The sequence below is a fragment of the Streptococcus sp. 210928-DFI.4.42 genome, from assembly GCF_020554365.1.
In the GTDB taxonomy this organism is placed as follows: domain Bacteria; phylum Bacillota; class Bacilli; order Lactobacillales; family Streptococcaceae; genus Streptococcus; species Streptococcus parasanguinis_S.
Map to the genome: position 1 here is coordinate 1 of NZ_JAJCHF010000018.1, position 12,260 is coordinate 12,260.

Annotated in this window: 13 protein-coding genes; all 13 read right to left on the reverse strand. The window is 41.6% G+C overall.

From position 1 onward, the window contains the following. Positions 1–68: 68 nt before the first annotated feature. Positions 69–620: an ECF-type riboflavin transporter substrate-binding protein gene (locus LIZ08_RS07435; protein ID WP_003008479.1), complete on the reverse strand. Its 552-nt coding sequence runs from the start codon at positions 618–620 to the stop codon at positions 69–71. Positions 621–634: 14 nt separating this feature from the next. Continuing rightward, positions 635–1,483, reverse strand: a complete 849-nt coding sequence (locus tag LIZ08_RS07440) for an S-adenosyl-l-methionine hydroxide adenosyltransferase family protein (protein ID WP_023918945.1) — start codon at positions 1,481–1,483, stop codon at positions 635–637. Then, positions 1,473–2,069: an MptD family putative ECF transporter S component gene (locus tag LIZ08_RS07445; RefSeq protein ID WP_227038599.1), complete on the reverse strand. Its 597-nt coding sequence runs from the start codon at positions 2,067–2,069 to the stop codon at positions 1,473–1,475. The genes LIZ08_RS07440 and LIZ08_RS07445 overlap by 11 nt, the downstream gene beginning before the upstream one ends. A 12-nt stretch (positions 2,070–2,081) precedes the next feature. After that, on the reverse strand, positions 2,082–2,774 hold the full coding sequence (locus tag LIZ08_RS07450; RefSeq protein ID WP_003008487.1) for a methionine ABC transporter permease: 693 nt from the start codon (positions 2,772–2,774) through the stop codon (positions 2,082–2,084). After that, complete coding sequence (locus tag LIZ08_RS07455) at positions 2,771–3,838, reverse strand: methionine ABC transporter ATP-binding protein (protein ID WP_227038600.1); 1,068 nt, start codon at positions 3,836–3,838, stop codon at positions 2,771–2,773. The genes LIZ08_RS07450 and LIZ08_RS07455 overlap by 4 nt, the downstream gene beginning before the upstream one ends. Further along, positions 3,831–5,204: a M20/M25/M40 family metallo-hydrolase gene (locus LIZ08_RS07460; protein ID WP_227038601.1), complete on the reverse strand. Its 1,374-nt coding sequence runs from the start codon at positions 5,202–5,204 to the stop codon at positions 3,831–3,833. Before LIZ08_RS07460 ends, LIZ08_RS07455 begins: the two co-directional genes overlap by 8 nt. Before the next feature lie 72 nt (positions 5,205–5,276). Next, positions 5,277–6,140: a MetQ/NlpA family ABC transporter substrate-binding protein gene (locus LIZ08_RS07465; RefSeq protein ID WP_070449873.1), complete on the reverse strand. Its 864-nt coding sequence runs from the start codon at positions 6,138–6,140 to the stop codon at positions 5,277–5,279. A gap of 24 nt (positions 6,141–6,164) precedes the next feature. After that, on the reverse strand, positions 6,165–6,992 hold the full coding sequence (locus LIZ08_RS07470) for an amino acid ABC transporter substrate-binding protein (RefSeq protein ID WP_009731556.1): 828 nt from the start codon (positions 6,990–6,992) through the stop codon (positions 6,165–6,167). A 126-nt stretch (positions 6,993–7,118) separates the two neighbouring features. Beyond that, positions 7,119–8,258, reverse strand: a complete 1,140-nt coding sequence (locus tag LIZ08_RS07475; RefSeq protein WP_227038602.1) for an amidohydrolase — start codon at positions 8,256–8,258, stop codon at positions 7,119–7,121. A gap of 145 nt (positions 8,259–8,403) precedes the next feature. Further along, on the reverse strand, positions 8,404–9,492 hold the full coding sequence (locus LIZ08_RS07480) for a DUF4352 domain-containing protein (protein WP_227038603.1): 1,089 nt from the start codon (positions 9,490–9,492) through the stop codon (positions 8,404–8,406). Between the two features lie 154 nt (positions 9,493–9,646). After that, positions 9,647–10,558, reverse strand: coding sequence for a DMT family transporter (locus tag LIZ08_RS07485; protein WP_070505221.1), 912 nt, complete (start codon positions 10,556–10,558; stop codon positions 9,647–9,649). Between the two features lie 95 nt (positions 10,559–10,653). Beyond that, the gene (locus LIZ08_RS07490; protein ID WP_021153756.1) at positions 10,654–11,697 is read right to left on the reverse strand and encodes a 2,3-butanediol dehydrogenase; all 1,044 of its coding nucleotides are present in this window, start codon (positions 11,695–11,697) and stop codon (positions 10,654–10,656) included. 133 nt (positions 11,698–11,830) lie between these two features. Continuing rightward, entirely contained in the window at positions 11,831–12,214 is a 384-nt protein-coding gene (locus LIZ08_RS07495) for a hypothetical protein (RefSeq protein ID WP_003005450.1), read from the reverse strand. Positions 12,215–12,260 lie beyond the last annotated feature (46 nt).

The window sequence follows — 12,260 nt, forward strand, 5'->3', positions numbered from 1 at the left end:
GGTGGGACGACGAAATCGAATTCTAACGAATTACCGATTTCTGTCCCACTCTCTTATCTTCTGTACATTTAATCTTTGGTCAAACTTCCATCTTTTGTTTGAGTCCGTGCATAAGCAATCAAGAGAAGAGAACCTGCAACAGCTACTGTTAATGCATTAAATGAACCCGCAACAACACCTTGTAGAAAGACTTTATTGGCACTTTCCTTGTAGATCAAGACATCTCCAACCGGAGCAATCAAGCCCCAGATCACAAGGTTGGATACGATTTGAACAACGTTAAAGACAATTAATTCTTTCTTTGTCACTTCCCCTTTAAATTCACCGATTTGTTTGCGGAAGAAACCAACAAAGAGTCCAAACAAACCACTTGAAATGATCCAAGTCCACCAAAGACCACCTGACATAGCGTCCTTAATGGCATGACCAATCAAGCCGATTAAGAAGCCGACAATTGGGCCAAAGACTACACTAAAGAGAGCTTGAAGGGCATATTGCAACTGAATGCTCGTATTCGGTGCAGGTGCAGGGATTTGCAACATAGCAATCACGACAAAGAGGGCTGCTCCAACCCCAATAGCTACAACATCTTTAATTGAAAATAATGATTTCTGTTTCATTATGATATCTCCTATTAATTTTCCATTTTTCTAATCTCGATATGCCAAGAAGCCCCAACTCCTACATTATAGGCCTTGGCAAAGGATCCCTGGTTGATGGCAAGACCAACACGGTAAAGGGAATTGATATAAAGGATTGGCTGTCCAATCCGCACGTCGGCGAAAGACTTGCCGTAGGTTACTTGGTTTTGATAAACCAGCATGTCATTGTTATAGATGGTCACTTCAAAACGTTCCCCAAATTCAGGTGACAAATGATTGAACTCTTCCCGAGTAATGGAAGTCCAAAGAGAACCAAAGCGCACATCTAGGATGTCAACTGCACCTTTAACAAGATTATCCTCAAGAACCGTCTCAACCACTGGGATTTCCACAATATGTTCGACACTGAGTTCTGGTCCGACTTCTTCAAAACTAATATGGCCACTGGCCAACTTAGCTCCTGTATAGGCGTAGACATCACGCCCATGGAAGGTATAAGAAAACTCTGTATTGGCCCGGCGGTTCTTCACTTCTGAAATCTCACGGATAGCAACAATCCCTACATGTTTCTTGATAAAAGAGAGAGTTCCATTATCCGGAGTGACAATGTATTGATTTTTCGCCGTTTTAGCTACGACACTCTTTCGTTTGGAACCGACACCAGGATCGACCACCGAAACAAAGGTTGTCCCTTCTGGCCAGTAATCTACTGTCTGAAAGAGACGGTAACTCCCTTCAAAGATATTGTAGGGGGTAATATCATGAGTTAAGTGGTGAATTTTAATGGTTGGTGATTCTTCTAAAGCAACCCCAATCATAGCTGATACTGCTCCATCCACCAAACCAAAGTCTGACTGAAGAACTAGTAAATTATTGTGCATCTTTATCTCCTTTTTTGGCCAATAATGGAAGAAGGATGTTCGATAGTCCCCATCCTAATCCAGCACCCAGTATGACCGTGAGGACAAACCAAGTGATGGTCGCTAGATCTGGTGATACCATCACCCGATTGACATAGTCTATCGATTTACCACGATCCAGTAACGACATGCGGTAACTGGCTGGATAGAACCACATCATAAGAATGGGCCCTGTCGTCGCAAAGGCAAAAATAACAAAAGACAAGGCATTTCGTAAATTCGAGCGAAAACGACCACTTGAGGCGACCATCTCCGCAAAACTTCCGGCGATCAAGGCTGGAATAAAGGCCCCTGCACCCTGACGCGAAAAGAGGAAGAAGGATCCGATCACGCAGCCAACTATAAAGATAGATCCAACTCCTTTTATTTTTTCTAGATAATAGCGGTAGATCGTCCCGCCAAACAGGGCTGAAAAGGCAGGAGCATAAAACATATTTCCTTGATGATCGACCAGATTTCCAACTAAGACCCCCAGTCCAATCGCAAGAAAATAGAGGAAAATGAAGGCTCCAACTTGTTTTATTTGATTCACATTTATTCTATTCATTGGATACTGATCCTAACGGTGGCTAATTTTCTTCGAAAGGAAGTCCCCGATAAATTGGACCAGAACGATCAGAATCAGGATCAATAAGGTCGCCACAAAGATGACATCATTGTTAAACATGTTTTTCCCGTAGTTAATGGCTAAGGTTCCTAGTCCTCCTGCACCAACGGCACCAGCCATGGCGGTTTCTCCGATCAAGGAAATGATGGTCACGGTTGTTACGCGGATCAAATCTGGAAGCCCTTCACGAAGGTAGACACCGACAATATCCCAGAAGGTTGCCCCACTGGCTTGGGCCGCTTCAATCACGCCTCCATCCAATTCGGACAAGACAACTTGAACTTGGCGGGCAAAGAATGGAAAGACAGCTAGGGACAATGGAACAAGGGCTGCTGTAGGTCCGATGGTATTTTTCAAGAGCAAGTAGGTCAATGGATTAATAAAGGCCAACAAGATAATGAAGGGAATGGCGCGGAACAAAGAAGTAATCTTGTCTAAAATTTGGAAAACGATTCTATTTTCGATGACGCCACCTGGACGGGTCAAGACTAATAAAAGCCCTGTCACTAAACCTAAAAATCCACCAATAATGAAGGAAATAACGGTCATATAAAGTGTCAGGTAAATAGCGGTTCCCCAACCATACTGGCCAGACCACCCTAATTTATAGACATTTGGTAAATATGTTTGAATTAACTGGATCATGCTTTTCTCCCATCTTTCACAATAGTCACGGAAACTCCTGCATTTTCTAACTCAGCTTTGGCCGTTTCCAGATTTTGAGTTTTACCTGATAAGATGACCACCAACTCTCCAACAGGCGTGTTATCAAGGATCTCGATATTCCCAAATAAAATGTTGGCAGATACTTGGTACTGCTTGTAAATATCATTGATGATCGCTGTATCTGTTACAGAACCTGCATACTTGAGATGCGCTAAAATCGAATCATCTGGCAAGTTCTTCACAATCGCTTGTTGGTTGATTTTCACCATGGCTTCATCGATTCCTGTTGCAACAGTGATAAAGTCTTGGGTCAAGGCATTTTTCGGATTCGAGAAGATATCTAAAACAGATCCTTCTTCGATCAATTCGCCATTTTGCATGACAGCTACTCGGTTCGCTATATCTTTGACAATTTGCATCTCATGGGTAATCAAGACAATGGTCAAGCCTAGTTTTTTGTTCAATTCTTGCAATAAAGCTAGAATTTGTTTGGTCGTCTTTGGATCCAAGGCTGAAGTTGACTCATCTGAGATCAAAATCTTTGGATCGTTGGCAAGGGCACGCGCAATCGCAACTCGTTGCTTTTGACCACCAGATAATTGGGCTGGGTAATTTTCTGCACGGTCAGCTAGACCAACTAGTTCCAACAATTTCGCCACTTTCTCATTCTTTTGTTCTTTGTTTAATTTAGAATGCTTGAGGGCGAAAGCAACATTTTCTGCGACAGTCATTTGAGCCATCAGGTTAAAGTGTTGGAAGATCATCCCGATATCCCGACGTTTCTCTCTTAGGGCAGCTGGTTTTAAGGTCACCTGATCTTGATAAATCACATCTCCATCCACAGTAATGGTTCCGGCGCTAGGCACTTGCAAGAGATTGATCACCCGAACCAAGGTCGATTTTCCGGCTCCGGAATAACCCACAATCCCATAGATATCGCCTTCATTGATCTGAATGGTCACATCTTTGACAGCTTGAATCTGACGTTTCTTTTGCTGGAAGGTCACATCAATGTGGTCCAGCTGAATCATTGCTTTACTCATAACTTGCTATTAACTCCTTTATCAATTCAATATGGGTGTAATAATCGGCGATTTTCACATTTTCATCGCCCCCATGGTCACGGCTATTGGCATTGCCAATTCCAAAGGCTGCCATCGGTACCTGCAAAGCCTCAAATACCGTATGCATTGGTCCTGTTCCCGCTGTTGTAGGAAGAACTGAAACCCCTTCTCTATAGAAATCTTTGGCCAGCTGAATAACATTTAAAATCGATGGGGCACTCATATCACTTCGGTAACTCATTTCACCGAGAGTGTAGACCAATTCGACCTGATCATAGCCATTTTTCTTCAATTGCTGCTTGATCTTTTCTAAGACATCTTTGGGATCTAGTCCTGGAACCAAGCGCACCTCCATCTTAGCACGTGCCTCTGCTGGAAGAATGGTCTTGACACCTTGACCTTGGTAACCAGAACCAAAACCTTCAATATTCAAGGCTGGTTCAAAATAGAAACGGCGCAGGAATTCTTTTCGATCTTCCTTCAAGATTGGAAGGGTTAGACCATAGGTTTCCGCTACAACTTCTGGTCCTTTGTTGGCATATTGCTCAATCAAAGCTAGCTCGCGTTCATTGGGTTCTTGGATCTGATCATAAATCCCATCCACCAAGATTCGGCCTTCTTTGTCACGAAGACTGGCGATAGCATTTAACAAATACCAAGAAGCAGAGTCCACCACGCCACCATAGCTGGAATGGATATCCACTTCTGCACTCTTCACCACCATATCAAATGTGACGATCCCTTTGCTACCACCGGAAATTTCCAACTGACCCTGATTATTTCGGGTACCTTGTTCCCAAACTAAGAGGTCCGCCCCACGCAAGTGTTTCTTATGTTTGGCCAAGTATTTATCCAAGTCAGTCGATGCGGACTCCTCTGCCCCTTCGATGATAAAGGTGATATTGACTGGCAAATCGCCACTTTCACGAATGTATTTTCGAAGAGCTGTGAGACGAGCTGTGATATGTCCCTTGTCATCATCAACCCCTCGACCGTACATGGTCCCGTAATGAACCGATAAGGTAAAAGGATCTCCCGTCCAAGGTTGGTCTCCATCCGCTGGTACTGTATCATAGTGGTTATAGAAGATGATGGTTTTTGCGTCTGGATTTGGGGAGAAAAATTTGGCAATCACAAAAGGGGCTGTGTAGCTATCATCAACTTCGACTTTGGCTCCTGCAGCTGTAAAAATTTCCCCCAAATAGTTGGCCACTTCCTTGAGACCTACTTGTTGAGCAAAGATGGATTTTTTTGAAATCAAGGTTCGCAACACTTCAAAATAATGTTGTGCGACCTCATCATTTTCAAATTTTCGAATTTGTTCCGCTTCTGTTGCAAAAGGCATGCATTCCTCCTAATACACGATAAGAGGTAGAGAATTGCTTCTCCACCTCCTTCATACACTTGAGATCGAATCTTAAAAGACTGGTTGGTCCATTCCTTCTGAAGATTCTTCGATCACTTTCTTCACATTGTCTTTGTGATAGGCTTTGATGATTTCTTTGATAGCTTTTGCTTTATCAGATTTTTCCCAATCTTTCTTAGCAGCGATCAAATTGTACCATTGTTTTGAGTTGTTGTCTTTCTTTTCAACATAGATAGCTTTTTTGAAATCAACGCCTGCTTCACGAACGAAGGTATTGTTGATGACAGCAGCATCTACTGATGGAAGAGCAGATGGTGTTTGTGAAGCATCCAATTCAGAGATCTTCAAATCTTTTGAATTTTCTTTGATATTTGATACGTTTGCCAATTGTCCATCTTTGGTATCCAATTTAATCAAACCTGCTGATTGCAAGACATACAAGGCACGGCTTTCATTTGTTGGGTCATTTGGTACAGCGATTGTTCCACCTTTAGGAATTTCTTTGATAGAAGTGTATTTGTTTTTACCGTTTTCTGTACCAGAGTAAAGACGGATTGGAGCGATGTAAGTATCTGCTACTGCAACAAGGGCTTTGTCGTTTTTAGAATTCCAGTTATCAAGGAAGTTGTAGTGTTGGAATGCATTGATATCTACGCTACCATCTTTTACAGCCACGTTTGGTTGTGAGTAATCTGTAAATTGAGTGAATTCCAATTTGATCCCTGTTTTAGCGTCATCCAAGTTCTTTTGAACTTGATCCCAACGAGCTTTTTCAGTGTCGCTCAAAGTCATGACACCCACTTTAACTGTTGTTTCACCATCTTTGCTAGATGAGTTTGAAGAACCACATGCTGCAAGAGCAAACGTTGCGATAGCTGCAAGAGCTGTTAAACCAAGAATTTTTTTCAATTTCATTTTAAAATCTCCTTTAAATAAATATTATTCTTTAATATCTTTTGCTTCTGGTAGGTAAGAACCACCGAAGTATTTTTTAGACAATTTTTCAAGGGTTCCATTGTCATAGAGTTCCTTGATGCGTTTGTTGACAAATTTTTGAAGGTCTTTATCCTCTTTTGCAATAATTGGATAAACATAAGGTTGTTGGTCGCTTGGAAGCTCAATGACTTTCAAGTTGTCATAGCCTTGATCACGAATGATGGTATCTACAGAAATCCGTTCGAAGATCTTGTAATCGGTACGACCATCCGCTAGATTGGCCATGATGGTTTGAATCGTTCCATCTGTGTATTGCAAGTCGGTTGGATTATCTGAATGTTTTTTATTGTAATCTTCTAATTGTTTAGCAGTAGATGTTCCTTGAACAACTTCTGTTTTCTTGCCACCAATGTCATCCAAAGATTTAATAGAAGAATCTTTTGGTACGACCAATACTAGTGGATTACGAGCATATGGATTTGGATAGAGGTATTTTTCTTCCCGCTCTTTTGAGTAGCTGATGTTGTTGGCACCGATTTGGAAACGGTCACTATCTAATCCAGCAAAGACTGAAGACCACTCTGTCTTGTTAAAGTTCACTTCGTATTTGTCTGAACCTTTAAAGATTTCACGCAATACTTCGATCTCATAACCAGTTAGCTTGCCGTCTTTTTCTTCATAAGAGAAGGGTTTGGTTGTTCCAACCGTCCCAACTTCAATGGTTTTCTTCCCACTGGCTGATTTGCCAGATGAACATGCTACTAAAGCACTGGTTGCAAGGACTGCAACTAATCCTAAAGCAGAATACTTAATCATTTTTTTTAGATTCATAGGATCTCCTTTTTGGTTTCAGGCACATAAAACGCCATTTTAAAAGTATTTTTTTATTCTATCAGAAAAGCATTCACTTGCCTAATATATATTTTTTATGGAGGTGATAGTTTTTCTTTATCACACTTATTTTTCTTTAAAATACCGCAATAAAGCTTGCGCATTTTCAACATAATAGGGAACCGACACCTGAAAGGCTGCATCATCGATGGTCATGTGATCATGATGGAGGTCTGGCGCATCCGGATCTCCATTTGAACCGATAAAGGCAAAGACTCCAGGAATTCGTTCTTGGTAAAAGGCGAAGTCTTCTCCAGCTGTAGATGGATTTGCTGGAAGCACCTCAGCCAAGTCTTGTGAAGCTTCCCAAACGACTTTGGTCAATTCCTCATCATTAAAGGTAACAGGCGGGGTCACTCCCCACTCAAAAGCCACATCCACTTCCAGGCTTTTTGCTATATGACGAATGATCGAAATAAAATGTTCCTTCAACTCTCTTTGCACACTCGGATTAAAGGAGCGAATCGTTCCTTCAAAATAGCCTGATTTTGGGAGTACATTCCAGGTTGAACCCACATCTAGATGCGTAATCGATAAAACAGCTGTTTCAAAGGGAGAAATGGTCCGTGAAATTAATAATTGTACATTCTGAACCATGGTTGTGACGGCTGTTACCGTATCAACTCCCAAATCCGGTCTTGCAGCATGGCTACTAACCCCTGTTACAGTGACCTTAAATTTCTCTACCCCTGCCATCATAGCTCCGGCATTCAAAGCAAGTTGTCCTGCTTTTAGCTGAGGCATATTATGAAATCCAATAATTCCTTGAACATCCTCCAACAGTTCTGTTGCTAGAACGTCAGAAGCACCTTCTGAAATTTCTTCTGCCGGTTGAAAGATCAAGCGTATTGTTCCTTCCAGCTGGTCTTCTTTTTCCTTGAGAAGAGCTGCTGCTCCTAGAAGACTGGTTTGATGAAAATCGTGACCACAAGCATGCATGACACCTGGATGTTGACTTTGGTAGGGCAGATTTGTTTGTTCCAAAATTGGAAGGGCATCGATATCTGCTCGAAGTGCCACCACCGGTTGGCCGGACCCAATTTCTGCAATCAGACCCGTTTTTAATCCACTCTCTAAAATACGAATCCCCAACTCTTCTAAACGCTCTTTTAGAAAGGCGGTTGTCTGGTATTCTTGACCAGACAATTCTGGGTGTTGGTGGATATAGTGGCGAATCTCTGCTAACTCTTCATAAGAAAAAGACACAAGCCTTCATCTCCTTTCAAACTTAAAATTATTTTATCACTAATAGGTGTTTCCGTCTAATTTCTGTTTCTTGGGTTTTGATATAGTTTAAAACTATAGACAAAAACACTCCTAGATTCATATCCTAGGAGTGCCAACTTCAGCATTAAGAAAGATTTCCCTCGGATTTTTCCATAAAGCTATCACTATTATAGGCTTTTTCTACTTCCCATTTGCCATCTTTCTTAACAAAGGTCAACTGGAAATCGTATCGATCCGGCGTCGTCAAGGGGCGATCTGCAAGAGAAGCCATCATTTCCTCTCTATAGGCTTTGTTTTGAGCCTGGTTCGCTTCGATGATCCCTGGATAGTCTTTTCGATGTTCCTGATAGAAGGTCTGCATGTGGTTTAAGATCGTCTTTTCCATGCTGACTGTCTCAGGATTTAGACTAATGACCACCTTGTCCGGGAGATATTGTTTAACCTTATAGGTTAATTTCGCACGCTTAGCATTTTCTTTTTCATAAGCATCGATAAACTGGGTCACTTCTTCTTCAGGAAATTGGTAATCATGCAATTGACGAGTAAAATCAGCCGCAAATTTCGCACGGAAATCACTGCGTTCCTTTTTCAAATCAGTTCCCAAAACAAAAGCGTCATCCTTTTTGACCTTTCGTTGGCCACTAAAGTAAACTTGATTGATGTATTCATCTGCTAGAATAGTGGAAGCTTCCACCTTATCCTCATACTGAGAAGAATCCACCGCAAATTTTAGAGGTTTGGATTTTTTATCAGAGCTATAAGTTTTTCGTTCATACTGCACTTCGTATTTTTTGCCTTTTTCGACTGGGAAAACGATATAGCCGGTTAATTTTTTATCCTTAGCCAACTGATCACTCTTGAGCAATTGGAAGGCTTCCGTTTGGTCATAAATTCCTGACTGCAATTTGACCTTGTTATTATCCGCATCGTAAATAGTGATATCTGAATCTGACACGTTGATAGATTCTTTGGCAACATTCTTAAATTCCAATTGAAGGGCTAAATAGGTTCCGTCTTCTGAGTCATTGAGGACAGGTGGTTTGATGTATTGCCCTCCTTTTAAACTCACCTCGACTTGACCGTCAGATGCAGAGCTTTTCGCTGCTTTTTCAGTCTTTGCTTGCTGCGAATTTGTCTTTTGAGCAGTAGTTCCACAAGCTACTAGACTCAAGGTCGCCACAGCAAATAAGGTCCATTTAAAAATCTTTTTCATTCTCATCTCCTTAAAAAAGTTTTGTTCTATTTTAACATCTTTTTCTATCTATGTATACGCTATCTAGTGATAACTCTTCCTCAAAGGACAAGGATCACAAAAAGGCCAAGACCTTCGTCTCAACCTTTTAACTGAAAAATAATTGATCTTGGTTTTACAAGATTCCTTTTTCTTTTTGAATCATGAGATCCTTAAGGGAAATCAAGAGGACCGCAAAGAGGATCATAGCCATTCCTATAAAATCAATGGCAAAGAAATGCTCATTCATAATGGCAAAGGCAAAAAATACAGCTGAAATAGGCTCAATAGCTGCAAGAAGGCTACCTTTGACCGGTCCAATCAGAGTTGTCCCTTTCAAAAAGACCGTATAGGCAAATATGGTCCCAATCACCACTAAGCCAACTAAGCCCATTAGATTATCCATGCTATATTGGCCATGAAAAAGTCTTCTTCCCGTGAAGGGAATCATCACAAGCCCTGGAATGAGCATACCGATACCAATCACCAACATACTACCCCATTTTTGAATTAACTGAATAGGCAGAATGATGTAGAGGGCATAGGCAAAGGCAGAAACAAGTCCCCAAGCTAGCCCTTTAGGAGTGATTGCCAATTGATTGAGTTGACCATGGGTTGCAATGAGAAAGGTCCCTGCGATGGCTAAGATCATCGAAAAGATTTCCGATACTGTCGGAGCTACCCGGTCCTTAACACAAGAATAGGCCAAAACTCCAATGGGACAGAGATATTGCAAAACAGTTGCAGTACCTGCATTAGTCGCATCAATCGCTTCTAAATAAGTCAATTGGGTCATTAACAATCCCAAAAATGCAAATAAAAGCAAGGGGATGTATGACGAGCGGTCTGTTAGAAAGGCCTTTACTTTTTCCTGGTCCGCTAGATATGCAAGAAGCAGTAGTACAGCTCCTGAAAACACTAAACGAATTGTTGTCAAACCAATTGCTGTAAATCCATGAGCCATCAGGTACTGGCCGCAAGCTCCTGATAAACCCCAAGCGATCCCAGCAATCAAGGTCATGAGCGTCCCCTTCATCGTCTTTGACATAGTCCCCTCCCAAATCTGTTCCTTACTTTTATTGTATCACAAAAGGCCGAAACGAAACGTTTCAGCCTTGCTTTATTTCATATAAATTTATTCGCTTATTCAGGTTGAACCAAGATCTTGATTTGGGATTTATCTTGTGTTAATTCAACAAATCCTTCTTCAACGATATTTTCCAATTTGATTTTCTTAGTAACCAATTTTTCAGCAGAGAAGTAGCCTTGTTCCATCAATTCCAAGACTTTAGGGAAGATGTGACGGTAGGCAATAATTCCTTTGAGAGATTTTTCTTGGATGGCGAATTCATTTGGATTGATGCTGGCTTCACGTTCCCAAATCGATACAACCATACATTCCCCAGCTTTATGAACAGCTGCAAGGGCTTGGCCTAAAACAACTGGAACCCCCGTAACTTCATAAGAAACATCTGCTCCCCCACCGGTTAAACGATGGATGGCTTCGACGATTGTTTCTCCTTCTTCTGGGCGCACAACGATTGCTCCCAATTCTTCTGCTTTCGCTTGGCGTTCAGGAGACAATTCAACCGCATAGATTTTTGATGCTCCTGCTGCACGAAGGGCTTCAACGATCAAAAGACCAATTGGACCCAAGCCAAAGATAACAGCTGTATCTCCAGTTTTCAATGCAGATTGACGAACTGCATAAACAGCAACCGCAGCAGGTTCTGTAAGAGCTGCTTGTTCATAGCTCAAGCTATCTGGAATCACATGAACCAAATCCCCATCAAGGACACAATATTTGGCAAAACCACCATCTGCAGCGAGGCCGACAAAGTTCAAGTTTGGATCAAGGTTATAATCACCAATCAAATTGTGCTCTGCAAGAATTGGTTCGATAGTGACACGATCGCCAACTTTGACACGAGTCACATCACTTCCGACTTCTACAATTTCACCAGAGAATTCATGTCCCAAAGTGACCGGTGCTTTTTGACCAGAATACACATGTTCTTCAGTTGGGATGAAGATCGGTCCATCCAAATATTCATGCAAGTCCGTACCACAGATCCCTGTGAACTTAACTGCCACTTTTACTTGATGTGGTTGTACTTCAGGTACTTCCACTTCTTCGATACGAACGTCTTTTGCTGCATGCCAGCGAGCTGCTTTCATAGTAGCCATATGATGATCTCCTTGTTTTCACCTTTTTTGTTTTCTTTTCAGGAAACTTTATATTTAAAATTGTAAACGTTTTCCTTTTGTTTGTCAAGGAAAAACTGAAGATGAAAAAGAGCAGCCCTTTGACTGCTCCTTTTTATTTCTTCTTGATCCGAGAAGATTCCAATCTCCACCCAACAATCCAACCAAGGACTAGGAGATAATTTTCAAGCGCACCGATCCCATTGACCGGCAGATGATAGTGAAAATAACTGAAGAGATGATTAGTACCGATCCCAAGCCCACCTAGGATCAAAGCCAATAGAACCGTTCGAAGATAAAACCAATCGTATTTGAGATTGACAGCAATCAGGATCACAAGGACCGCCACATTCCAAATCCCAATCTCCCGTTGCCAACCGACAGAAATACCATATCCCGAATGACTTCCCATATAGGATGGAAAGAATAGCTGGAAGATAATCGCTCCAGTCATGGCGATGATAACCAGGACAAATAAGACTCTTAAAAATTTGTTCATGTAACTCCTCCTAATGCCAGTTGATATGTAATGGTCTTTCCTATTC

Bases quoted from the DNA above. Each gene is read 5' to 3' on its own strand.
- LIZ08_RS07435 (WP_003008479.1), bottom strand. From the start codon at position 620: ATGAAACAGAAATCATTATTTTCAATTAAAGATGTTGTAGCTATTGGG.
- LIZ08_RS07440 (WP_023918945.1), bottom strand. From the start codon at position 1,483: ATGCACAATAATTTACTAGTTCTTCAGTCAGACTTTGGTTTGGTGGAT.
- LIZ08_RS07445 (WP_227038599.1), bottom strand. From the start codon at position 2,069: ATGAATAGAATAAATGTGAATCAAATAAAACAAGTTGGAGCCTTCATT.
- LIZ08_RS07450 (WP_003008487.1), bottom strand. From the start codon at position 2,774: ATGATCCAGTTAATTCAAACATATTTACCAAATGTCTATAAATTAGGG.
- LIZ08_RS07455 (WP_227038600.1), bottom strand. From the start codon at position 3,838: ATGAGTAAAGCAATGATTCAGCTGGACCACATTGATGTGACCTTCCAG.
- LIZ08_RS07460 (WP_227038601.1), bottom strand. From the start codon at position 5,204: ATGCCTTTTGCAACAGAAGCGGAACAAATTCGAAAATTTGAAAATGAT.
- LIZ08_RS07465 (WP_070449873.1), bottom strand. From the start codon at position 6,140: ATGAAATTGAAAAAAATTCTTGGTTTAACAGCTCTTGCAGCTATCGCA.
- LIZ08_RS07470 (WP_009731556.1), bottom strand. From the start codon at position 6,992: ATGAATCTAAAAAAAATGATTAAGTATTCTGCTTTAGGATTAGTTGCA.
- LIZ08_RS07480 (WP_227038603.1), bottom strand. From the start codon at position 9,492: ATGAAAAAGATTTTTAAATGGACCTTATTTGCTGTGGCGACCTTGAGT.
- LIZ08_RS07485 (WP_070505221.1), bottom strand. From the start codon at position 10,558: ATGTCAAAGACGATGAAGGGGACGCTCATGACCTTGATTGCTGGGATC.
- LIZ08_RS07490 (WP_021153756.1), bottom strand. From the start codon at position 11,697: ATGGCTACTATGAAAGCAGCTCGCTGGCATGCAGCAAAAGACGTTCGT.
- LIZ08_RS07495 (WP_003005450.1), bottom strand. From the start codon at position 12,214: ATGAACAAATTTTTAAGAGTCTTATTTGTCCTGGTTATCATCGCCATG.